The sequence below is a fragment of the Bradyrhizobium sp. CCGUVB14 genome (assembly GCF_024199935.1).
In the GTDB taxonomy this organism is placed as follows: Bacteria; Pseudomonadota; Alphaproteobacteria; order Rhizobiales; family Xanthobacteraceae; genus Bradyrhizobium.
Window position 1 is genome coordinate 930021 of record NZ_JANADS010000001.1, and the last position, 22735, is coordinate 952755.

Annotated in this window: 24 protein-coding genes and 1 pseudogene; 10 read left to right on the forward strand and 15 right to left on the reverse strand. The window is 64.9% G+C overall.

Translation table 11 applies throughout. The features are described 5' to 3' along the window. Positions 1–6 precede the first annotated feature (6 nt). From NLM32_RS04415 to NLM32_RS04425, 3 genes are all read right to left on the reverse strand, one after another. A complete protein-coding gene (locus NLM32_RS04415) occupies positions 7–1242 on the reverse strand; it encodes an efflux RND transporter periplasmic adaptor subunit (protein ID WP_254135208.1) in 1236 nt (411 codons plus the stop codon). A gap of 194 nt (positions 1243–1436) precedes the next feature. After that, complete coding sequence (locus tag NLM32_RS04420; RefSeq protein ID WP_254128048.1) at positions 1437–2534, reverse strand: glycoside hydrolase family 3 N-terminal domain-containing protein; 1098 nt, start codon at positions 2532–2534, stop codon at positions 1437–1439. 198 nt (positions 2535–2732) lie between these two features. Further along, a complete protein-coding gene (locus NLM32_RS04425; protein WP_254128049.1) occupies positions 2733–4028 on the reverse strand; it encodes an MFS transporter in 1296 nt (431 codons plus the stop codon). A gap of 91 nt (positions 4029–4119) precedes the next feature. Between NLM32_RS04425 and NLM32_RS04430 the strand changes: the two genes are divergently transcribed. Together NLM32_RS04430 and NLM32_RS04435 are read left to right on the forward strand one after the other, a co-directional pair. Then, a complete protein-coding gene (locus NLM32_RS04430; protein WP_254128050.1) occupies positions 4120–4716 on the forward strand; it encodes a TetR/AcrR family transcriptional regulator in 597 nt (198 codons plus the stop codon). Between the two features lie 264 nt (positions 4717–4980). Continuing rightward, positions 4981–6300, forward strand: a complete 1320-nt coding sequence (locus tag NLM32_RS04435; RefSeq protein ID WP_254128051.1) for an aminotransferase class V-fold PLP-dependent enzyme — start codon at positions 4981–4983, stop codon at positions 6298–6300. A 19-nt stretch (positions 6301–6319) separates the two neighbouring features. Here the strand turns inward: NLM32_RS04435 and NLM32_RS04440 are convergent, their stop codons facing one another. After that, complete coding sequence (locus tag NLM32_RS04440) at positions 6320–6718, reverse strand: VOC family protein (RefSeq protein ID WP_254128052.1); 399 nt, start codon at positions 6716–6718, stop codon at positions 6320–6322. 229 nt (positions 6719–6947) lie between these two features. On the opposite strand from NLM32_RS04440, the gene NLM32_RS04445 reads away from it, so the two are divergent. Then, positions 6948–7388, forward strand: coding sequence for a hypothetical protein (locus NLM32_RS04445; RefSeq protein ID WP_254128053.1), 441 nt, complete (start codon positions 6948–6950; stop codon positions 7386–7388). 181 nt (positions 7389–7569) lie between these two features. Here the strand turns inward: NLM32_RS04445 and NLM32_RS04450 are convergent, their stop codons facing one another. Continuing rightward, positions 7570–8688 (reverse strand): AraC family transcriptional regulator, encoded by a 1119-nt coding sequence (locus NLM32_RS04450; protein WP_254128054.1) that lies wholly within the window; start codon positions 8686–8688, stop codon positions 7570–7572. A 196-nt stretch (positions 8689–8884) separates the two neighbouring features. Between NLM32_RS04450 and NLM32_RS04455 the strand changes: the two genes are divergently transcribed. Beyond that, positions 8885–9223, forward strand: coding sequence for a hypothetical protein (locus NLM32_RS04455; RefSeq protein WP_254128055.1), 339 nt, complete (start codon positions 8885–8887; stop codon positions 9221–9223). A gap of 36 nt (positions 9224–9259) precedes the next feature. After that, on the forward strand, positions 9260–9547 hold the full coding sequence (locus NLM32_RS04460; RefSeq protein WP_309143668.1) for a DUF1488 family protein: 288 nt from the start codon (positions 9260–9262) through the stop codon (positions 9545–9547). A 15-nt stretch (positions 9548–9562) separates the two neighbouring features. Here the strand turns inward: NLM32_RS04460 and NLM32_RS04465 are convergent. From NLM32_RS04465 to NLM32_RS04480, 4 genes and pseudogenes are all read right to left on the reverse strand, one after another. Beyond that, positions 9563–9673: pseudogene (locus NLM32_RS04465) on the reverse strand (LLM class flavin-dependent oxidoreductase); the annotation flags it as partial. After that, a complete protein-coding gene (locus NLM32_RS04470) occupies positions 9652–10029 on the reverse strand; it encodes a Rid family hydrolase (RefSeq protein ID WP_254128057.1) in 378 nt (125 codons plus the stop codon). The gene NLM32_RS04470 and the pseudogene NLM32_RS04465, both read right to left, overlap by 22 nt. A 45-nt stretch (positions 10030–10074) precedes the next feature. Further along, a complete protein-coding gene (locus tag NLM32_RS04475; protein WP_254128058.1) occupies positions 10075–11097 on the reverse strand; it encodes an LLM class flavin-dependent oxidoreductase in 1023 nt (340 codons plus the stop codon). Between the two features lie 164 nt (positions 11098–11261). Continuing rightward, positions 11262–12962 (reverse strand): ATP-binding protein, encoded by a 1701-nt coding sequence (locus NLM32_RS04480; protein WP_254128059.1) that lies wholly within the window; start codon positions 12960–12962, stop codon positions 11262–11264. A 310-nt stretch (positions 12963–13272) separates the two neighbouring features. Here NLM32_RS04480 and NLM32_RS04485 point away from each other — a divergent pair, with 310 nt between their 5' ends. Next, entirely contained in the window at positions 13273–13566 is a 294-nt protein-coding gene (locus NLM32_RS04485) for a DUF718 domain-containing protein (RefSeq protein ID WP_254128060.1), read from the forward strand. A gap of 17 nt (positions 13567–13583) precedes the next feature. On the opposite strand, the gene NLM32_RS04490 is transcribed toward NLM32_RS04485, so the two are convergent. Beyond that, positions 13584–15605, reverse strand: coding sequence for a YgiQ family radical SAM protein (locus tag NLM32_RS04490; RefSeq protein WP_254128061.1), 2022 nt, complete (start codon positions 15603–15605; stop codon positions 13584–13586). Positions 15606–15876: 271 nt separating this feature from the next. On the opposite strand from NLM32_RS04490, the gene NLM32_RS04495 reads away from it, so the two are divergent. From NLM32_RS04495 to NLM32_RS04505, 3 genes are all read left to right on the forward strand, one after another. Then, positions 15877–16161, forward strand: a complete 285-nt coding sequence (locus NLM32_RS04495) for a hypothetical protein (RefSeq protein ID WP_254128062.1) — start codon at positions 15877–15879, stop codon at positions 16159–16161. Further along, entirely contained in the window at positions 16142–17086 is a 945-nt protein-coding gene (locus NLM32_RS04500; protein ID WP_254128063.1) for a DMT family transporter, read from the forward strand. The genes NLM32_RS04495 and NLM32_RS04500 overlap by 20 nt, the downstream gene beginning before the upstream one ends. 110 nt (positions 17087–17196) lie before the next feature. Next, positions 17197–17397, forward strand: coding sequence for a hypothetical protein (locus NLM32_RS04505; protein ID WP_254128064.1), 201 nt, complete (start codon positions 17197–17199; stop codon positions 17395–17397). A 68-nt stretch (positions 17398–17465) separates the two neighbouring features. On the opposite strand, the gene NLM32_RS04510 is transcribed toward NLM32_RS04505, so the two are convergent. Both NLM32_RS04510 and NLM32_RS04515 read right to left on the reverse strand, forming a co-directional pair. Next, positions 17466–18131 (reverse strand): GntR family transcriptional regulator, encoded by a 666-nt coding sequence (locus tag NLM32_RS04510; RefSeq protein WP_254128065.1) that lies wholly within the window; start codon positions 18129–18131, stop codon positions 17466–17468. Between the two features lie 8 nt (positions 18132–18139). Continuing rightward, entirely contained in the window at positions 18140–19552 is a 1413-nt protein-coding gene (locus tag NLM32_RS04515) for an FAD-binding oxidoreductase (RefSeq protein WP_254128066.1), read from the reverse strand. 178 nt (positions 19553–19730) lie between these two features. Here NLM32_RS04515 and NLM32_RS04520 point away from each other — a divergent pair, with 178 nt between their 5' ends. Continuing rightward, the gene (locus tag NLM32_RS04520) at positions 19731–20615 is read left to right on the forward strand and encodes a dihydrodipicolinate synthase family protein (protein ID WP_254128067.1); all 885 of its coding nucleotides are present in this window, start codon (positions 19731–19733) and stop codon (positions 20613–20615) included. A gap of 9 nt (positions 20616–20624) precedes the next feature. Here the strand turns inward: NLM32_RS04520 and NLM32_RS04525 are convergent, their stop codons facing one another. The 3 genes from NLM32_RS04525 to NLM32_RS04535 are packed head-to-tail and all read right to left on the reverse strand — an operon-like array spanning position 20625 to position 22734. Next, the gene (locus NLM32_RS04525; protein ID WP_254128068.1) at positions 20625–21830 is read right to left on the reverse strand and encodes an MFS transporter; all 1206 of its coding nucleotides are present in this window, start codon (positions 21828–21830) and stop codon (positions 20625–20627) included. A gap of 8 nt (positions 21831–21838) precedes the next feature. Further along, positions 21839–22168, reverse strand: a complete 330-nt coding sequence (locus NLM32_RS04530) for a hypothetical protein (protein ID WP_254128069.1) — start codon at positions 22166–22168, stop codon at positions 21839–21841. Next, the gene (locus NLM32_RS04535; RefSeq protein ID WP_254128070.1) at positions 22165–22734 is read right to left on the reverse strand and encodes an isochorismatase family protein; all 570 of its coding nucleotides are present in this window, start codon (positions 22732–22734) and stop codon (positions 22165–22167) included. Before NLM32_RS04535 ends, NLM32_RS04530 begins: the two co-directional genes overlap by 4 nt. Position 22735 lies beyond the last annotated feature (1 nt).

Here is a 22735-nt window from a genome sequence, read left to right on the forward strand (position 1 = left end):
CGGGCCTCAGTCAACGCGCGGCTCGGAGCGCGGCTGAGTGGTGGGCTGCGCCTTGGCGGTGGGCGTCTGGCCCTCGATCGTGATGCGCGCGCCGTTCTCGAGCCGGTAATAGCCGTCGGTGACGACGCGCTCGCCCCGGGCGAGGCCCTTGTCGATCAGCGCGCGTCCGTCGAAAATCTGCCCGACCGTGACCGGCCGGAAAGCCGCCGTATCGTCCGCCTTCGCGACCCAGACGAAATCGCCGCGTGGACCGTGCCGCACGGCGATCGCCGGCGCGGTGATCGCGTTCTTGCGCGTGTCCACCGTGATCCGCCCGTTGGCGAAATTGCCCGGCCAGAGTTTCAGCGCCTTGTTGGGAAAGGTCGCCTTCAGCTTGATGGTGCCGCTGGCCTGATCGACCTGGTTGTCGACCAGCGTGATCGTGCCCTTGTCGAGCTCGGAGGTGTTGTCGGCGGTGAGCGCGACCACCGGCGCATCAGTCTGGCCGAGGCTGAGCCGGGTCTGGCCGACCGCGACCGCGGCAAGGGTGTAGATCACCGAGATCGGCTGCAATTGCGTGACGGTGACGATGGTCGTCGGCGACACCGCGCGCACGTAATTGCCCTGGTCGACCTGGCGGATGCCGAGCCGTCCGTTGATCGGCGCGCGGATATTGGTGAAGCCGAGCTGCGTGCGCGCATATTCGATCTGGGCGTCGTCGTTCCGGACCTGCGCCTTGTACTGCTCGACCAGCGCGTGCTGCTGGTCCACGACCTGCCGCGAGATCGCGGCGGCCTTCTGGATCAGCGCGTCGTAGCGCTCCATGTCGATCTGGGCGCCGTCCAGCAGCGCCTGGTCCTTCTGCCTCACTGCGATCTGCTGATCGAGCTGGGCCTGGAACGGGCGCGGGTCGATCACCGCGAGGACGTCGCCTTGCTTGACGTCCTGTCCTTCCTGGAAAAGGATCTGGACGATCTCGCCGTCGACCCGGCTCTGCACGTTGACGGTGTTGTAGGCCTGGATCGTGCCGATGCCGGTCAGATAGATCGGCACGTCCTCCGCCTTCGCGGCGGCGACTTTGACGGCGACCGGTGGCCGCGGAGGGGGAGCGGGCGCGACACCGCGCTCGGCCTCCGCCGCCTGCATGAAGGGCAGCGCGAACGGGAGCTTGATGTCCTTGATGTCATTCCTGAAATAATAGGCCGCGGTGCCGGCCGGCAACACGACCAGCGCGCCGATGAGGAGTTTTGCTGCGCGTTTCACGTTCAAACCCATCACCTGAGCCGGCCGCCGGGTTGATCGTCCCGGGGTGGAACCTCCTTAGCACGAAGCAACCTGACGTTGATATTGGCAGGGCGCGATATGCTACCATTCGTAACATTAGCACGTGTAGCATATCGAGATCAACGGCGGTTCCGTTGAGAACGTCCGGCTTTCGGATGGATTCTGGTGGGGCCCTACACGACCTCGACGGTCGCCGCCTCGAACTGGGCGCCGGCGTTGCGATGGCTGGCAAGCACCTCGGGCGACAGCTCCGAGACCGAGTTCTGCGGGGTGCGATCAAGCATCGCGTGGACGCGCTGGCTCGAGGCCTTCAGAACCGCCGGGTCGAGCTTGCCGGAGTCCACGCCGTCGATGATCGATTGGGCGAGGAAGCGGGCACGCCCGGTGTCGGTCAGAGCCGAGCAGATCATCAGCATGTCGTTGCCGGCGGCCATGAAGCGCGCACCGGCATCCGGCGCGTCCAGCCGACCGGCCATGGCGCGCATGCCGACGTCGTCGGACACGATCACGCCGCGGAAGTTCATCGCCTCGCGCAACAGCCCCTGCGTGATCGCGCGCGACAGCGTGACGGGGTCGTTGGCATCGAGCTTCCGGTACAGGATATGCGACGTCATCATCATCTCGATCCCACCCTCAATCGCGGCGGCGAACGGCTTCAGCTCGCGCGCCTTGATCTGGTCGAGGTCGAGATCGATGACCGGCAGTTCGTGGTGCGAATCCACCTGCGTGTCGCCATGCCCCGGAAAATGCTTGCCGCAGGCCCGGACGCCGCGGCGCTCCATCGCCTTGGCGAACGGCAGCATCGACTTGATGACGTCGTCAGCGGTGCGGCCGAAGGCGCGCTCGCCGATGACAGGGTTGGCGGGGTTAGAGTGAATGTCGAGCACCGGCGCGAAGTTGAGATTGCAACCGAGCGAGGCGAGCTCGACGCCCATGGCGTCGCCGACCTGCTCCGCCGTTCCGGCCCAGCGTGCCGCGTAGGAAAAGCGCGTGATCGGCGCCGGCGTGCGGCAGACGCGTCCGCCCTCGTGATCGATCGCGATGAACTGCTTGTCGCGCTGCGAAGCGTCGCGGATCGCGGCGATCAGATCCCGGTGGATCGACAGCCAGTCCCGATAGGGCAGATCGTGGCGGAAATTGCTCTTGTAGAGGATGACGCCGGCGGGCCGGAGATCCCGCAGCAGCGCGCGGTCGCGGTCATCGAGAACGCTGGTCGGCTTCAGGCCGATGAAGAAATGGTCACCGACCGTTGAAAGGAGGGAAGCGCTCATTCGCCAGGCCGCCACAGATCGTTTCGGTTGATTGGGATGGAGCTGGACGCAACGCGAACTCTCAAGCTCCTGCACAAGCCTTTGCGTGGCCCGCTTCGTCATCACAATATTTCAAATTCCTTAACGGAATCAACCTCCAAATCTAGCAGCACGGGCGGCTGCGCCGGCAAGGTCAGTGCCTTGCCGGCACGTCGTCTCTCACGCCGCAGCCAACGCCGGCTGCTTCGGCCGCCGGCCAATCATCAGCGACAGCACGGCCGCGACGATGCCGGTCATGCCTGCGATCATGAAGGCCTGCAGATAATCGCCCTGCGACGAGCGCATGAAGCCGGCGAAGAAGGCGGCGCAGGCGGCCCCGAGTTGATGGCCGGCGACGACCCAGCCGAAGATCAGCGGCGCATTCTTGTCGCCGAAGGCTTCGTTGGCGATACGCACGGTCGGCGGCACGGTCGCGATCCAGTCGAGGCCGTAGAACACCGCGAACACCGACAGGCTGACGAACGAGAAGTCCGAGTAGGGCAGGTAGATCAGCGACAGCCCGCGCAGTCCGTAATAGAAGAACAGCAGCTTGCGCGGATCGAAGCGGTCGGTGAGCCAGCCCGACAGCGTGGTACCGAACAGGTCGAAGAATCCCATCAGCGCCAGCAGGCTTGCGGCCTGCACCTCGAAGATGCCGTGGTCGCCGCAGAACGCGATCAGATGGGTGCCGACGAGGCCGTTGGTGGTGAATCCGCAGATGAAGAAGGTCGCGAACAGGAACCAGAATGTCTGTGTCTTCGCGGCGCGCACGAGGTTGCCGATCGCCGCGACGAACGGATTGCCCTGCGCCGGTGCCGCCGGCTGGTCGTCATGCGTGCTGCCATAGGAGCGCAGGCCGATCGACGCGGGCCGCTCCGGCACCAGAAAATAGACCAGCGGAATCAGCGCCGCGCAGCAGGCGGCGACCGTCAGCACCACCGGCTTCCAGCCGCCCCATTCGACCAGCGATGCGAGGCCCGGCATGAAGATGAGCGTTCCGGTGGCCGTGCTCGCGGTCAGAAGTCCCATGACGAGGCCGCGATTGGTGGTGAACCAGCGGTTGACGATGGTGGCGCCGAGCACGTTGGCGACCGCGCCCGAGCCGATGCCGGAGAGCAGTCCCCAGCTCATGAACAACTGCCACGGCGCGGTCATGAAATAGCTCATCGCCGTCGAGACCGACATCAATGCCAGCGCACCCAGCACGGTGCGGCGGATGCCGAAGCGCTGCATCACCGCCGCGGCGAACGGACCCGCAAGGCCGTAGAGGAAGATGCCGACCGCGGCCGACGACGAGATCACGCTGACGTCCCAGCCGAAGGCTTTTTGCAGCGGCAGCATCAGCACGCCCGGCGTCGCGCGCAGGCCGGCCGAGGCGAGCAGCGCCAGGAAGATCACGGCAACGACCACGAACGCGTAGTTCGGGCCGAACGGCCGCCGGGAGACGGAGGTGGATTGAAAGGAGGCTTCGGGCATGTTACTTACCGGTACGTATTGCGATGCGGTACTAATACGTACCGGTCAGTAACATTGTCAAGCCCCCGTGCCTGAGATGAGACGAAGCCAGATGCCGAAGAAAGCCGAGAAACCCGCCGAAGCGCCGCTCCGGGCCGCCGACCGGATCCGCGCCTCCGCCGGAGAGCTGTTCTACCGCGAGGGCATTCGCGCCGTCGGTGTCGACGAGGTGGTGGACCGCGCCGGGGTGACAAAACCGAGCCTGTATCGCGCCTTCGCCTCCAAGGACGATCTCGCCGCCGCTTACTTGCGCGACTACGATCTGAGCTTCTGGGAAAATTTCGAACGCCCCGGCGGCAAGGCCTACGGCAATGCGCGCGATCACGTGCTGGCCTATATCGGCCAGCTTTCGTCGCGCGCCGTGGCCAAGGGCTATCGCGGCTGTGGACTGAGCAACGCCGCGGTGGAATATCCCTCGCGCGACAATCCCGCGCGGCAGGTCGCCGAAGCCCACAAGAAGGTCTTTCGCCAACGCCTGCGCGAGCTCGCCGCCGCCATGGGCGCACGCCAGCCGAACGTGCTCGGCGACGCGCTGCTGCTCCTGATCGAAGGCATCTACGTCACCGGCCAGCAGTCCGAAGACGGCCCCGCGCAGTCCGCGCTCGCGGCGGCGAAGCTGCTGATCGATGCGAGCGTGAAGGCGGGGTGATCGCACATCGCCTTTTGGAAAGGCCTGAGCGCACGCCTCGCCCTTCGAGACGACCGCTTCGCGGTCTCCTCAGGGTGAGGCTAATCGGCATCTGGAGCCTTCGAAGCGGTGGCCACGCCCTCCGTCCTCATCCTGAGGAGCCCGCCTAAGCGGGCGTCTCGAAGGATGGCCGCAAGTAGAAGTCCGCATCGTTGATTGTCATTGCCATGTCATTCGCGCTCTATTGATTGCGGCTTTCTTTGCCGCGCATCCGTAGAGGCTGATATGAATCTGACTGAAACGATTTCGTCCGACCGTCGGTCGATCTTGCGGGGCCTCGCGGCCGCAGCCGTCACGTCCTTGGCGAAACCAGCGTTCGCCGCCGAAAGCCTTCCCGCGCCGCCGACCGGAACGGCCGCCGCCATCGCCACCGACAAGGCCTATTGGGCGGCCGTGAAGGGCCTCTATGCCGTGACGGGCGACATCGCCAATTTCGAGAACGGCTATTGGGGCATCATGCCCGAGCCCGTGAGGCGCGAGTTCATCCGCCAGTCCGACATGGTCAACTTCCAGAACACCTATTACGCACGGCAGCGCGTCGGCACGGATTTCGAAGCCGTGCGCGCCAGGGTGGCCGAGGCGGTTGGTGCCGCGCCCGAGGAGATCGCGCTGACGCGCGGCGCGACCGAAGCACTGCAGCTGCTCATCGGCGGCTACAACAGGCTGAAGCCCGGCGACGGCGTGCTCTATGCCGATCTCGATTATGATTCGATGCAGTATGCGATGAATTCGCTCAAGGCGCGCCGCGGCGTCGACGTGGTCAGGTTCGACGTGCCGGAGCCCGCCACCCGCCAGGCGGTGTTGGACGCCTATGCCCGTGCCATCGAGGCCAATCCGAAGACGAAACTTCTGCTGCTGACCCATGTCAGCCATCGCACCGGCCTGGTCATGCCGGTCGCCGAGATCGCACGGATGGCGAAGGCGAAGGGCATCGACACCATCGTCGACGCCGCGCATTCCTGGGGACAGATCGACTTCCACGTCAATGACCTCGAATCCGATTTCGTCGGATTCAACCTGCACAAATGGATCGGCGCGCCGCTCGGCGTCGGCTTCCTCTACATCAGGAAGGACCGCCTCGCCGCCATCGACCGCGACATGGGCGATGAGGATTTTGCGGAGACCGACATCCGCTCGCGGGTTCACACCGGCACGGTCAATTTTGCGACCGTGCTGACGGTGCCCACCGCCGTCGCGCTGCATCAGCAGATCGGCGCCGCGGCAAAGCAGGCGCGCCTGCGCTATTTGCGTGATTACTGGGTGAGCCGTGCCCGCGGCTTCAAGGACCTCGAGATCCTGACGCCGGATGAAGCCGGCTCCTATGGCGCGATCACGTCCTTCCGCCTCGCCGGCAAGACCAGCAAGGCCGACAACGAGGCGATCGTGGTGAAGCTCCGCGACAGCCACAAGATCATGACGGTGCGCCGCGCCGGTGTCGCCAAGGGCCAATGCATCCGCGTGACGCCGGCGCTCTTTACCGACGAGGCCGATCTCGACCGCCTCGTCGAGGCGCTTGCGGTCGTCACGGGGACGAAGACGGGGTGAGGCGGGAGACGGCCGGGCGTCAACCGCGCTTGATGGATTGGATCAGGTCCCAGCGGTTGCCGTAGAGATCCTCGAACACAGCGACGATACCATAGGCCTCCTGCCGTGGCGGCCGAACGAAACGGACGCCGGCGGCGATCATGCGCGCATGGTCGCGCTCGAAATCGTCCGTTTCCAGGAACAGGAAGACGCGGCCTCCGGTCTGGTCGCCGATGCGCGCCGTCTGCGCCGGACCGGCCGCCCGCGCCAGCAGCAGGCCAGAGCCCAAATTGCCGCGCGGCCGCACCACCACCCAGCGCTTGCCGCCACCGAGCGGCGTGTCCTCGCACAGCTCGAAATCAAGAGCCCGCGTGAAGAACGCGATCGCTTCGTCATAGTCCGCGACCACGAGACTGACGAGGGACAGATGCTGATTCATCGCTCAATCCGGCGAATGACGGCAAGTTCGCCGTCGGCAAGACGAGGATAACATGACGTCGGCCCAGCCGCGCGGTCGCCGGAGGTTGTGCGCCGGCGCTGCCGTATGAGCGCGGTGGGCGGCACCGGGCCGGTATCGGCACGTCCGCGAGCCGAGGCCGCCCCATTTTATCAGCCGGCAGTCTGGTTTATCTCTGTCAATCCGGCGCCCGGCGCAAGGAGACAGACGCGTGCTCGACCATCTTCTCAGGTTCATGACGCTCGGATCGATCATCGTTGGCATGGCCGCGATTTATGCGGCGCTGCATACCAACAATCGGCGCTTGGGCGCGGACATCTTCCTGCGATATTCCGACCGGGTCTCCGATCTGCGACGCCGCCTACCGGTCTCGGTGTTCGTCGATCACGAGGCTGCCGGCGACATCGAGATCACGGCGGAAGAGCGCCGGGCCGTGCACGAGATCATTCACTCGATCTTCGAGCTCTACGAGCTCAAGGTGCACGGCTTCTTTCCGCCGGCGATCTGGAAGATCCGCGAGCCCGACATCGAAAGGCTGCTGTCGCTGCGGGTGTTTCAGCAGGAGCTGGCAAGCATGGAGGGCCGCTATACCAGGCATCCGCGTTTGGCGGCCTGGCTCGCGAAGATCCGGGGTCGGCAAGAAACGGGCTGACTTGCGCAGTGAATCGGACGGCGGTCCGCCACCCGAGCACCGGCGCGACAAGCTTCAGGATCGCCTCGATCGCATGCGCGCAAGTCGGCGCCGAGCTTGTTCGGGATCGTCATCAACAGCGTGTTGCGGCGAGGCTGTCCAATGCCCGAAGGACAGAATCCGATCTTCCTCATGGGGCAATCTAGTGGCGATCGGGAGCCTTTGCGATGGGCACCTCGGAGGAAACCTGGTCGCGAGCGGAGCCGTCTCCCGTGTCGTCATCCTGTTCGGGGGTGTCCAGAGTACGCCATTGCCTCGGTGTCATTCCGGTCCAGCGCTTGAACGCATGGGTGAACGCGCTGACCTCTCCGTAGCCGAGCAGCCAGGCGGTTTGCGAGATGGGCAGCTCATCGTCCTTCAGGTAGCTCTTGGCGAGGTCGATCTTCATCTCGTCGAGGATGCCGCTGAAGGTCACTCCCTCCAAGGCGAGGCGGCGCGCGAGCGTCCGATGGCTCATCCCCAAGCGGCGGGCGATCTCTTCGACCCGCGCCTCACGATGCGGGAGCAGGGGGGCGATCGCATTCTCGACGCTTGACCTGAGCGAGGCCGCACCGGATTTCCGGTGCGCGAGCGCCTGCTCGCAATATGTCACCAGCAGGTCGTTCAGATAATGGTCAGCGCTCTCGATCGGGATGAGGCCTGTTGATGTCGGGAAGGTGATCTCGTCGACGTCGCAGCCGAATTCGATCTCGCATCCCATGAACGATTTGATCCCCGCAGGCGTCGTGCGACGGCGATGGGCGACCCGCACCCGACTCGGAACCAGCCGACGATTGGTCAGGGCGCGGTTGATCCGAATAATGGTGGTCAGCCAGAATTCAATCTGGTGCCGATCCGATCGCCTGTTGACGCCGACATATCTCAGCGCAATCGTCATGTCCTTGGCGGCAAATCGCAGCGAAACCCCTTCATTGGCGAGGTGGCAATAGCGCTCTGCCTTGGACAAGGCTTCGGCGACCGTGCCGGAGGATGCCGCGACGTAATAGAGCAGCCCGATTTCACGCAGGTCGAAGTCCCGAGCCAGATGAAATCCGAGCGTGTCATCCTGCAGGACCTCCGCACCAAGCTCCAGAAATCGGATCTGGCTTTCAGCGCCAAGGCGCGCCTTGCGATCTTCGATCTGCTCGCGCGTCAATCCGGCCCTGGATAATAGTCCGTCCGCCTCGATGCCGGCGTCCTGCAAACGTGCCCATACCAGGCGCGCGATTCCGCCGGTGGCACTGGGCATTGTTTCAAAATGGGGCGAACGGGCAGTCGGCACACCGAACCCTTTCGTCGTTGCCGCTGCGGGCCTTGCTCCCTTGGCTCGCAGATCGTGATCGCGGCAGGAGAAATCAAGTTATTGGCTCACGATAACAAGAAACCGGGGGTCGTGTGACTTAAATCGGTTGCCTGCCCTCCGACCAGTCTTGCGTTCTCGGGGGCAGCCCCCTTCCCCGAAAGCTACGATGGTCTTGATGTCCAGCAGCGACGGCGCCGCACCGCCCATCAACGTGAAGATATTGCGAGGGTACGGAACGTTGCTCGGAATTCCCGACGTCGCCCATGGCGCGCGAATCGTCGCGCTCGAACGTGTCGGGGATTGCGAGATCAGCATGTTCGAGGCGCTGGGAGGGGGCTTGCCCCAAAGCCCGTTGTTCTGGATGGAGTTGTTCGACCTTCGCGTTCACGCGTCGCGCGACAGTCGCGGCTGCCACAACATGCGCGATGCAGTCGCAACATTCGAGGATTTTGCTTCGCAAGCGAGCCGCCTGGCTGAGGTATCGCCAGGCATGGTCGGCGAAACGGTGGGCTGACGATTGCCGCGTCCAGGAGCAGCTCCCGTCAAATCCGTGCAACTGACACGTGGCCTGCCACTGGGGTATGACGCGGAGCGGATGGCCTTTCTGTTCACGATGATGCATGGGGCCAGGATGGTCGACTGCGAGGTCAGCAGCGCAGCGCTGGACGACCTCGATGCCACGAAGGGCACCCGTCCCGACGAAAGGGAGGCCCAGTTCCTGCGCCTCCGCGATGTCATCGAGCGTGTCGCGTCATCCGCCTTCGAACAGCACGGCAAGCGTCGCGGCGTGCGGGTCCGCATCTTCTCCAAGCACGTCAAAAGCCTCAGACCTGCCTGAGGCGGCGCAATCGTCTCACCGCCACCCCTGCGCCGGCGCGACGTGCGTCAGGATCGCCTCGATCGCATGCGCGCAATAGTCGACGCCTGGTTGGTTGGGCAGGGTCAGTCGCAGATGATCGCCATCGCCTCGATCTCGACCCGTGCGGATGCCGGCGTGAGGGCCCCGACCTGAATGAGCGTGCTTGCAGGGCGGATTCGATCGAAGACCTCAGAATGAGCGCGAGCAACATTCTGGGTATCGGCCATGTCGACGACGTACACAACCGTACGAACGACGTGTTGCACTCCCGCGCCAGCCTGGGCCAGTGTATCAGCAATGATGGCCAGCGCGGCCTTGGCTTGCTGGTAAGCGTCGCCGTGCAGTTGGGGCGGACGCGCTGTTGTACCGGATATGAAGACCTGGTTTCCCACGCGGACAGCTCGCGAGTACCCGTATGTGTCTTCGAAGGCGTAACCGGACGAAATCTTCTGCTTTGACAAGCGAATGCTCCTGCTTGGTTCGGCCCAGTGCCGACGATGTCCGCGTCAGCGCCACCCCAGCGCCGGCGCGACGTGCGTCAGGATCGCCTCGATCGCATGCGCGCAATAGTCGACGCCGAGCTGGTTCGGGATCGTCAGCAGCAGCGTGTCGGCCTCGGCGATGGCCTCGTCCTGCCTGAGCTGCTCGATCAGCGCTTCCGGCTCGGCCGCATAGGAGCGGCCGAAGATCGCGCGGGTGCGCGGGTCGATGAAGCCGATCTGGTCTTCGCCGCCGCGTTCACGGCCGAAATAGGCGCGGTCGCGATCGTCCATCAGGGCGAAGATGCTGCGGCTCACCGACACGCGGGGCTCGCGGCTGTGGCCGGCTTCTTTCCACGCGGCGCGATAGGCGCGGATTTGCGCCGCCTGCTGCACGTGAAAAGCCTCGCCGGTCTCGTCGTTCTTCAGCGTCGAGCTCTGCAGATTCATGCCGAGCTTTGCGGCCCATACCGCGGTGGCGTTCGAGCCGGCGCCCCACCAGATCCGTTCGCGCAGGCCTGTGGCGACCGGCTCCAGGCGCAACAGTCCCGGCGGGTTGGGAAACATCGGCTGCGGATTGGGCTCGGCAAAACCCTCGCCGCGCAGGAGGTCGAGAAAGACTTCCGCATGACGCCGGCCCATGTCGGCGTCGCTCTGGCCCTCGGCCGGGCGATAGCCAAAATAGCGCCAGCCATCGATCACCTGCTCGGGCGAGCCGCGGCTGATGCCGAGCTGAAGCCGGCCGCCGGCGATGAAATCGGCGGAGCTTGCGTCCTCAACCATATAAAGCGGGTTCTCGTAGCGCATGTCGATCACGGCCGTGCCGATCTCGATTTGGCTCGTCTTCGCGCCGACGGCTGCGAGCAGCGGGAACGGCGAGGCGAGCTGTCGCGCGAAATGATGTACGCGGTAATACGCGCCGTCCAGGCCGAGCTGTTCCGCGGCAACCGCAAGCTCGATGGATTGCAGCAGCGTATCCGCGGCCGAGCGGGTCTGCGATTGCGGCGAGGGCGTCCAGTGTCCGAAGGACAGGAATCCGATTTTCTTCATGGGGCTATCTGGTGCACGTGGTCTTGGGATCGTGATGTTGGGATGACGTCTGGCGGATTGGCGAAGCGTCACCTGTCCAGCGGTGGAAACGGAGGCGGGTGTAGCACTGGAATGCGTCGAACGGGCACACTATGCCGTGTGTTTCGATCGAGGCGGTGGAGATTTCAATTGCCTCGATGGAGCGCCACGCGGATCATTCGCGCGAGGTCGGACCGGCGATAGGGTTTAGGCAGCAACAGCACGCCCGGTTCAAGCCGGCCGTGACTGAGAAGCGCGTTCTCCGTGTAGCCCGACGTGAACAGGACGCGCGTGGTTGGACGGCGCGCGAGCACGGCCTCGGCCAATTGCTGCCCGTTCATCCCGCCGGGCATGATCACGTCGGTCAGGAGCAGGTCGAAAGCAACATCGTTCGCGACCTGCGCCAATGCCTCTGAACCGTTGGCCGCCAGGATTGCGCGATAGCCGAGATGCGCGAGCTGTGCGCTGACGTATTCGCTCACCAGAGGATCGTCCTCGACGACGAGGATGGTCTCGTTGCCGCCGCGGATCTCCACATTTGCCGTCGGCTCCGACCAGGGCCCGGTCCCGCTGGCGCGTGGAAGATAGAGTTTGATCGAGGTGCCGTGGCCCGCCTCGGAATAGATCTTGATGTGGCCGTCGGATTGCTTGACGAAGCCATAGACCATGCTGAGTCCAAGTCCCGTGCCCTTGCCGGTCTCCTTGGTCGTGAAGAATGGTTCGAACACCTTGTCGCGGATTGCTTCGGGAATGCCGCTGCCGGTGTCGCTCACGGCCACCATGACGTAGTGGCCAGGCCTCACATCCGGATTTGCGCTCGCGTAGCCGTCGTCGAGCACGACATTGCCCGTCTCCAGCATCAGCTTTCCGCCTTCGGGCATCGCATCGCGCGCATTGACGGCGAGGTTGAGGATGGCTGTCGCCAGATGGTTGGGGTCGATGAAGGCCGGCCAGGCGTCTTCTTCGAGGGATGTCTGAATCTCGATCTGCTCGCCCAGCGAGCGCCGAAGCAGTTTGGCGGTGTCCTCCACCAGGGCGTTCAGGTTTGTGTCGCGGGGCTGCAACGGCTGCCGGCGAGAGAACGCCAACAGATGTTTCGTGACTTCGGCGCCACGCGTCGCCGCGTCGTCGATCATCCGGGTGATCGACGACAGTTGCGGATTATCGGCCACCGCCTGGTGAAGGATCTCGGTCATCCCGATGATGACCGTCAGGATGTTGTTGAAGTCGTGAGCAATGCCGCCGGTCAGATGCCCGACGGCTTCCATCTTCTGGATCTGGCGTTGACGTTGTTCTTCTTCCAGCCGTTCATTCGCGTCCTTGACTTCGCGCGCCCGGGCGAAGATTTCCGCCTCCATCCGCCCGGTCTGATCGCGCAATTCTCGCGTCAGCTTGTCCTGTTCAACGCCGTGCTGTTTGAGGTGAATGAACTCCGTGACGTCTTCCACGCAATGAATGATATAGGCGATGTGCCCGTCTGGACCGAACACGGGGGAGTTCCGCGGGCTCCAGAAGCGCTCTTGAAATCCGCCGCCTTCCGCCTCCGGCTTGCGGATGTCGTATTTCTGCACCGCCATGGGATCGGTTCGTTTGCTGTGCAGGACCCGGTACAGCGAAGCCTTCAGATTGCGGACGCCGTCGGCGGCCGGATCGTCGGGATTATCCGGAAAGACCTCGAACAAATATCGCCCCAGAATCGAAACGCGATCGGTCATCGTCGCGTTCAGATAGGCGTCGCTCACCGCGACAATGTGGAGGTCGGCGGTGAGGACGAGGTAGAGGCCAGGGACGCCTTCGAAGATTGCCTGGAAATCGGGCGCGTGCTGCAAAGACGGTTCCGTGCGCAAGCTATTCCTCTCCGCGAATCATTGGCAATCACCGCGAAGATACGCCGCGTTGATGGCATGATGCGCCTGTTTTGCCCGACGGGTCAAGTGTTTTGCGGTTTTTCGGAAATTTTGCACCCGCGCGACGGGTTCGGGCGCGACGACGATTCACTCAAATCTTGATGCGCGATAAGCCCTTGATTTCGCTATCCGCCGCTACTGTGCATGGGGTTGTTTTCGACATTTTGTCTTGGGAGGCGCAAGATCATCAGGTTGAACCGGACCTCGTCCGGTGCCCGCTTTTCATCAATCCATTTTTGGGAGGCGCATCATGCAGGTTTACAATGTGGTCAGGTTCAAGGTGAAGCAGGGTGAGGAGGCTGCCTTCCTCGATGCGCACCGGAACGGCAAGGCCAAGTGGCCGGGCCTCGAGCATGGCGTCATCATCAAGACCGGCGAGCAGACCTTCTGCCTGATCGGCACCTGGTCCAGTCAGGACGCGATGGTCGCGGCGCGGCCCGCGATGATCAAGACCCTCGACAGCTTCAGGTCGGTGCTGGAGGACCAGGGCAATGGACGCGGCGTCACGGATGCCGTGTCGGGGGCGGTGGTGCTCGACATCTAGCAGGCGCGCCGCGCCCGCTACTTCATCAACCGTATGCCCTTGGTCGTGAACTTCTGCGTCTTGCCGCCGGGGCGCAGGGGACGCTTGGTGCCGGCGGCCTTGCCGGTGCCGGGCGGCTGGTGCGCTGGGACGAGCTGGTCGGGACGGGAGCCGATCAGGTCGCGGCGGCCCATCTCGATCAAGGCCTCGCGCAGCACCGGCCAATTGTCGGGGTCGTGGTAGCGCAGGAAGGCCTTGTGCAGGCGGCGCTGGCGCAGGCCCTTGATCGCCTCGACCTTGTCGCTGCCGCCGCGGCGGACGCCGCGCAGCGGATTGACGCCGGTGTGGTACATCGCGGTCGCGGTCGCCATCGGCGAGGGCAGGAAGGTCTGCACCTGATCGGCGCGATAGCGGTTCTTCTTGAGCCAGAGCGCGAGGTTCATCATGTCCTCGTCGGTCGTGCCCGGATGCGCCGCGATGAAATACGGGATCAGGTAATATTTCTTGCCGGCCTGCTCGGCTGCGGCATCGAACATCCGCTTGAACTTGTTGTAGGCGCCGATGCCCGGCTTCATCATCTTGTCGAGCGGCCCTCGCTCGGTGTGTTCGGGCGCGATCTTCAGATAGCCGCCGACGTGATGGGTGACGAGCTCCTTGATGTATTCCGGGCTCTCGACCGCGAGGTCGTAGCGTACGCCGGAGGCGACCATCACCTTCTTGATGCCCTTGGTCTCGCGCACCTTGCGATAGAGCCGGATCAGGTCGTCATGGGAGGTGTTGAGGTTCGGGCAGATCTCGGGAAAGACGCAGGACGGCCGGCGGCACGCGGCCTCGACCTTCGGGTCCTTGCACGCCATCCGGTACATGTTGGCGGTGGGGCCGCCGATGTCGGAGATCACGCCGGTGAAGCCCGGCGTCTTGTCGCGGATCTTTTCGATCTCGCGCAGAATAGAACCCTCCGAGCGGTTCTGGATGATGCGGCCTTCGTGCTCGGTGATCGAGCAGAAGGTGCAGCCGCCGAAACAGCCGCGCATGATCGTGACCGAGAACTTGATCATGTCCCAGGCGGGGATCTTGGCATCGCCATAGGACGGATGCGGCGCGCGCGCGTAGGGCAGATCGTAGACCGCGTCCATCTCCTCGCTCGTGAGCGGGATCGGCGGCGGGTTGAGCCAGAGATCGCGGTCGCCGTGCCGCTGCACCAGCGGACGCGCATTGCCGGGATTGCTCTCACGATGCAGCACGCGCGAGGCGCGCGCATAAGCTTCCTTGTCCTGCTCGACCTGCTCCAGCGCGGGCAGACGGATCACGGTCGCGCCCTTCTGGCGCGTCGCGCCCTCGTCGGCGGAATCGAGATCGTCGGCGTGCAGCTCGGCATAGTCTTCGGGCACGCGGCGGAACAGCGCGACGCCCCTGACGTCATCGAGCTCGCGCGGTGCTTCGCCCGCGGCAAGGCGGTTCGCGACCTCGACGACGGCGCGCTCGGCATTGCCGTAGAGCAGCAGGTCGGCCTTGGCGTCGGCCAGCACCGAGCGGCGCACCTTGTCGGACCAGTAGTCGTAATGCGCGATCCGGCGCAGCGAGGCCTCGATGCCGCCGAGCACGATCGGCACGTCCTTGAACGCCTCGCGGCAGCGCTGGGCGTAGACGATGGTGCAGCGGTCCGGCCGCTTGCCGCCTTCGCCGCCGGCCGTATAGGCATCGTCGCTGCGGATGCGCCGGTCCGCGGTGTAGCGGTTCACCATGGAATCCATGTTGCCGCCGGTGACGCCGAAGAACACCTTCGGCTTGCCGAGCGCCTTGAACGGCTCGGCCGAATGCCAGTCCGGCTGCGCGATGATGCCGACCCGGAAACCCTGCGCCTCCAGCAGCCGGCCGATGATCGCCATGCCGAAGCTCGGATGGTCGACATAGGCATCGCCCGTCACCAGCACGATGTCGCAGGCATCCCAGCCGAGCGCATCCATCTCGGCGCGGCTCATGGGGAGAAACGGCGCCGGCTTGCGCGGGCGCGCCTGGGCCATCAGGGGCTTTTCGGCGGTGATGATCTGGGTGTCCATGGCGCACAGGCATAGGACTCCGGGCCCGCGAATACAACCGACGGAGGCGTGAAAGATGAAGGTTCCGTAGTCGTTCGGGCGCGTTAACCGTTCGCAAGCGCCTGCCTCACCTGGGGTACGCCGGCCGGCTCGGTGCCATGTTCGCGGACCATCGGTGGCCCGGCAGCCGCGTCCTCCGCCCGCCTGACCAGTGCCGTCCCCTGTGTGATGCCGTCCACATACCAGCGGGCTCTCGCGCGTCATCCTCTCTCCAGTTTCGAAGGAGAGATTCATGTTTCTGGTCGACGCGCTTTTGATCCTGGCGATGTTGTTTTTCCTGTTCCTGCCGATCACCGATCGCAGAACGGTGCGGATGAGGCTCTGCATGATCTGCACATTGTTTGCGGTGCTCTCGGTCTCCGTCAGCCACACCCATGTCGCACCGGTGCTGCTCGCGAGCCTGTCCGGATCTCCCGGAGCGTCGCAATCGCCGCACATCCTCAGAAAGCCGTCTTCCGGCTTCTCATCGTGGTCCGCATCCGATATTCGGTTGCTGCATGGGCAGGGAAATATCTGAAGGCGGTCACGAAGCGGCCGGCGGCGCCGCGCCGTCGGCTGAGCGCTGGCTCGGCGCCATTGCGCTGATCGGTTTCATCCTGGTGGCGACCGCTCAGGCCTCCAATCAGATTCTGGCGCGCGGACTGGCGGGCTCTGTCCCTCCCTTCGCGTTGGCTTTCTTCCGCTGGAGCATCGTTGCGATCGGGCTCGCGCCGATTGCGCTTGCGGAGATTCGCACCGGCCGCGTGCCGCTTGGCCAAAATGTCTGGCCGATCCTCGCGGCCGGCTTCATGGGCATGTTCGTCTGCGGTGGTCCCGTCTATGCCGCGGGCGTGTCGACGACGGCGATCCACATTGCGCTGATCATGGCGCTATCGCCGATCACGGTGCTGATGATCTCTGCGGTGCTCGGCATCGAGCGTGTCGGCCCGCTGCAATGGCTCGGCACGGCACTGGCGCTGTCAGGCGCGCTGCACATCATCTCCGGCGGCCATCCAGCGACGTTGTTTGCGCTGGAGACGGCATCGGGCGACGGCCTCGTCGTGATCGCGATGCTCGGCTGGTCGGGCTACACCCTATTGCAGTCGCGCGCCGCGCCAAAGGCCTCCCTGCTTGCGCGCATCAGCCTGTTCTCGGCCGCCGGCGCGTTGTTCTCGCTGCCGCTCGCGGCCTGGGAGATGTGGGCCATGCCCGCCCAGGTTTTCAGCACCAAGGCGCTCGCGGCCTATCTCTTCGCGGGGATCGTTCCGGGCCTGCTCGCCTATGCCGGCTTTGCCTGGCTCGGCGGCAAATTCGGATCGGTGCGGACCTCGCTTGTCCTGTATCTCGGACCGGTCGCCAGTGCGCTGTTGTCGTTTGCGATCCTCGGAGAGCCGCCGAAGTTGATCCATCTCCTGGGCGGTCTGCTGATCCTGGGCGGCGTCTGGGCCAGCCTGCGCCGATAGTTCCATCTCGACGTGTTGTGGTTCACGCGCAGGAACTATCCGCCGCGGCGAACATTGAGGGGAGGGTTTGCAGCGAGCCCGGCTCGCGCGCGCTCGTGTCCAGGATCCGGATGACCTCGATATTCGTCTCGGGCGATGGGGGAGCTGTGAGTACAGTCATAGAGAATTTGCTGTCGCGGAAGCAGAAGCTTGTGGAACAGCTCGAGAAGGCATCGTCGGTCGAGGACCGCGATAAAATTGAGCAGCAGCTCGAGCAGATCAACACCGCGCTGGATTTTCTGGACAGGCCCGGATCGAGAGACGCGCGGTAGAGCATAAAACCGGAAAAGCGTGATGCGGCTTTCCGTAAAGATCATGCTCAAAGAATAGCCTGAATAGTTCAGTCCACCTTCAGCGCTTTCGCATAGACCACGCCCGAATTGGTGATGTGCGTCGTCATCGCCGCCTCGAACGCGGCGAACTCGCCGCGCGCGAACAGATCGAGCAGCTTGCGATGCTCCTCGAAGGAGGAGCGGGTGCGCACGTCGATCGGCGAGGTCAGATTGGTGCGGAGCGCTGCGACCCGGCCCGAGACGAGCTGGTAGGATTCGGCGAGGTAGCGGTTGCCACAATGCGCGAACAGGCCCTCGTGAAAGGTGGCGTCGGCGCGGCCATAGGCGATGTTGTCGCGTGCCTCGACCGCAGGCTCCATCGCCGCAATCGCCTCGCTCATGGTCGCGATCGCACCATCGCGGTCGTGGCGAAAGGCGAGCTCGGCAGCCTTGGGTTCGAGCGCGATGCGGAACGTGCAGAGCGCGGTGATGTCCTCGGCGCTCGGCGTGAACACGAAGCTGCCGACCTGCGGCCGGATCACCACGAGCCCCTGCGCCTGCAACTGGCCCATCGCCTCGCGCACCGGCGTGCGGCTGACGCCGAACGAGCTCGCCACCATCTCTTCGGAGATGGCGGCACCGAGCGCGAACTCGCCGTCGATGATCGCCTGCCGCAGCCGCAGCATCACCCGCTGCGACAGCGATTTCGGCGCATCGAGCTTCAGCGAGCGCATGGATGCCCTCAGATGACCTTGCCGGGGTTGAGCAGCTGATCGGGATCGAGCGCGGCCTTCAATGTCCGCATCAAGGCGATCTCGGGCTCGCTGCGGGCGTGTCCGAGCCACTTCTTCTTCAGCGTGCCGATGCCGTGCTCGGCGGAGACGCTGCCGCCCATGTCGCGGACGAGACCATAGATGATCGTGTCCATCTCCTCCTTGGGCTGCTGTTCGACGGGAAGGCCCGTGACCCAGGAGACGAGGTGCAGATTGCCGTCGCCGATATGGCCGTAATAAACACTCTCGCAGCCCTTGATGCCGGAGGCGAGCGCCGCCTTGCAGCGCGTGGCGAACTCGTCCATCCGCGCCACGGCGAGGCCGATGTCGTAGGAGATATGGGGACCCAACACCTGGCCGAATTCGGCGCAGATGTCGCGAACGCGCCAGAACGCCTGCGTCTGCGCCAGCGATTGCGCCACGGCAGCATCCGCGAGCAGCCCGCGTTCCATCAGCTCTTCGAGCCAGGCCTGGAAACGCGGCGCATCGACGCTCTCGTCGGTGCCCTGCGCCTCGACCAGCACGTAGAGACCTTGGCCGGCGGCGACCGGGGGCTTCACGCCGGCACGCGTCGTGATCACGTCCCAATAGTCCGGCCACATCACCTCGAACGCCGACAGCAGCGGGCCGAGCCCGCTGCGTGCGGCATCGAGCAGCGCGATCACCGCGGCGTAGTCCTTCAATGCGCAGAGAGCGGCCATGGTCGAGCGTGGCTTCGGAAACAGCCGCAGCACCACGCGGGTGATGATCCCAAGCGTGCCTTCCGAGCCGATGAAGAGATGTTTCAGATCGTACCCGGCATTGTTCTTCATCAGCTTGTTGAGGCTGGTGATAATGGTGCCGTCCGGCAGCACCACTTCGAGACCGAGCACCAGCTCGCGCGTCATGCCATAGCGGATGACGCGGTTGCCGCCGGCATTGGTCGAGAGATTGCCGCCGATCGCGCAGGAGCCGCGCGAGCCGAGATCGAGCGGAAAGAAGAAGCCGGCTTCATCTGCGGCTTTCTGGATCGTCTCCAGCGGCGTGCCTGCTTTCACCGTCATCGTCATCGAGGCGCGATCGATCTCCTCGATGCCGGTCATGCGCTCCAACGAGATCGCGACCCAGCCGGCCTCGGGCGCGGCGCCGCGGCACAGCCCGGTCAAGCCGCCCTGCGGCACGAAGGGCAGGCGCGCCTGCCGGCAGGTCAGAATCGCATCGGCAACGCCCCGCGCATCGATCGGCCTGATCACCGCGAGCGGCGTCTGCGGCAGGCTCGCACTCCAGTCGTTGCAATTGCGCGCGGGCACGTCGCTGCCGGTCAGCACGGCTGCGGCACCGAGCTTGTCACGCAAGGCGGAGAGCAATGGCTCGGGATGTCCGACGGGGGTCACCATGTTCATGCGAGACCTCCTCCAAATTTGGCTGCGCCTCATGCGCGCGGCGACGGCGGAAAGGATTTGCGTCCATGTTGTATGTAAGGTACAAGATTAAAAGTAAAGCAAAAACAAGGCTCGGCAAGTCCTCTTGGATCGCTGGCGATCTGGGGCTTATTCCGGAGCTGCAACAATGGGTGGTGCTATGACGGAGGCAATTCGCGGGTTCTGGGTGGCGTCGGCGACGCCGCTGGCGACGGACGGCAGCGTGGACTCCGCCAAGCTTGCTGCTCATGCCAAAAAGCTCTTCAGCAAGGGCGTGGACGGCGTCGTGCTGTTCGGCACCACCGGCGAGGGCACCTCGTTCAACGTCACTGAGCGCGTCGCGACTATCGAAGCCGTGCTCAAGGCCGGCGTGCCGGCGGAGCGCATCGGCATCGGCGGCGGCTTCCCCGCCATCAGCGACAGCATCGCACTGACGCGCGCCGTGCTCGGCCTTGGTCTGCGCCACGTGCTGTATCTGCCGCCGTACTTCGACCGCAGCGCGACGCCTGAAGGCATCGAGGATGCGTTCGCGGCGATCTTCGATGGTGTCGCCGACGATCGCCTCCGCGCCTATCTCTATCACATCCCGCAGGTCTCGGGCGTCGCGATCCCGACGACGGTTGCCGCGAATTTGCGCAAGCGTTACGGCAAGGTGGTTGCGGGCCTGAAGGACTCCAGCGGCGAGTTCAAGCAGTTCCAGGCATTCCGCGCTGCTGCGCCGGAACTCGCCATCACCGTCGGCAACGAAACCGACATTGCGCGTGCGATCGCCGGTGGCGGCGCCGGCACCATCTGCGGCATGGCCAACATTACGCCGGAGCTGGTCAAGGCGATGATCGACGGCAAGGATGTCGAAGCCCGCATGCAGGCCGCGGTCGATATTGTGGTGAAGTCGCCGTCCTTCCTGACGACGCTGAAGGCCATTCTCGCCGCGCAGACCGGCGATGCCGGCTGGTTGCGTGTGCGGCCGCCGCTGCGGGCGTTGTCTGACGGCGCCGCGCTCAAGGCGAAGCTGGACGAACTGACCAGCCCCGCGATCGCCTGAACGCGAGTCTCATTCCGCGGTGCGCGCCGACATGGCGCGGGCCGCGACCAGCGCGGCCGCGAAGCCGGCCGCCGCGCCCACGCCGAGCGCCCAGCGCGGGCCCAGATTGTCCGCCACCCATCCGACGATCGGTGCGCCAATCGGCGTGCCGCCGAGCGCGACGCCGAGGCGCAACGCCATCACGCGTCCTCGCATCCGCGGTTCGGTGGAGAGCTGCATCATGGCGTTGGAAGTATTGGTGACCGTCAGCGCCGCGACGCCGATCAGGACAAGGCTGCCGGCGAACAGCCAGTAGCTGGGTGTAAGCGCGGCCAGCGTGCATCCTGCCCCGAAAGCCGCGGCTCCCAGCAACAGTGAGACGAACCGCGGCTGGGCGCGCCCTGCCGCCAGCAGCGCGCCCGAGATCGTGCCGACCGCCATCGTCGACGACAAAAGGCCAAAGCCGCGCGCATCGGTGTGGAAGACGCTGACGGCCATGGTCGAGATGAAGATCGGGAAATTCAGCCCGAACGTGCCGATCAGGAACAGCATGATCATGATCGCCCTGAGATCGCTGCGCGCCCACACGTAGCGGAAACCTTCCGTCATGCCGCCCGGTGCCCGGTGCGCCCGCGCATTCGGGCGGAGCTCCGAGCTGCGCAGCATGGCCAGCGAACAGAGCACCGCCATGAAGGATGCGGCGTTGAGCAGGAAGGCCCATCCGGTGCCGATCGAAGCGATGACGATCCCTGCGACCGCGGGCCCGACCATCCGTGCGGCGTTGAAGGATGTCGAGTTCAGCGCGATCGCGTTGGAGAGTTCGCCGTCGCCGACGAGTTCGGCTACGAATGTCTGGCGCACCGGCGCATCGAAGGCCGCGGCACAGCCGAACAGGAAGGCAAACACGTAAACATGCCAGAGCGCGACCTTCCCGGTGACCGTGAGAAGGCCGAGCACCAGCGCCAGTACACCCATGGTCGCCTGGGTCGCGACCAGAAGCCGCCGCTGGTTGAAATGATCGGCGGCAAAACCCGTCCACGGCATCAACAAAAGCTGGGGCCCGAACTGGAGCGCCATCACCACGCCCACCGCCGACGCATTGTGCCGCGTGAGCTCGGTCAGAACCAGCCAGTCCTGCGCAGCGCGCTGCATCCATGTCCCGGTGTTGGATACCAAGGCGCCCGCGGCCCAGACGCGGTAATTGTAGTTGCGCAGTGAGCGAAACGTGCCCGCCACCGGCGCGCTCACGAACCCGTGGGCCGGTTACCGCCGTGGAACCGGCCGAACCGCCGCGCGAGAAAGAGGCTCAGGAGCAACGCGCCAAGTCCGAAGGCTGCGACATCGTCCGTGTCCAGCAGAGCGAACTCTCCGACGCGGCAGACGAGGAGATAACCGACGATCACGTTGAAGGCGCCCCAGAGGACATTGACTGTCGAAGAGGACAGACCTTCGCCCGGCGGTTTTGCGAACGGAGTCTGGAACGGTTCCCCGCGCTGCCCGCTGACGAGATGTGGAACGGCGTTCGCCAGAAATGCGCCGCCCCAAAAATAGGAAACGAGATGAAGCCAGTTCATGCCTGCGCGCTCCGGGTTGCCAGTAGATCGATGATCGCCTGTGTCGGGCCGCTCTCGCCGAGCCGCGGAAACACGTTTGCGATGCTGTAGTCGTGCGCCTCGGAACGCGGGTCGGTCATGGCGTCGGTGGCAAGGGTGACGTTGAAGCCCGCCTCATAGGCCTGCCGCGCGGTTGATTCGACGCCGGTGCCGGTGGCGACGCCGGCGATGACGACCTGCGTGACACCGCGCTGCCGCAACTGGTTCTCGAGATCGGTGCTGGCAAATGCGCCCCATGTCCGTTTGGTCACGGTGAGATCGCTTGGCTGCTGATCGAGCTCGGGAATGAGATCGGTCCATCCGTCGGGGAACGGGCCGCGAGGGCGCGGCCGCTCGGTGCGGCCCGGTGCACCACCGGCGACATTGACGAGCACGACCGGCAGGCGATGCCGCCGAAACGCCGCGGCAAGCGCGCTGGCGCGCGCCACGACGTCGCCCATCGGGTGAACGGAAGGGAGGTCGACGATGCCGCGCTGCAGGTCGACGATGATGAGCGCGGTGATCGGGTCAAGCAGCGTGAGAGCCATG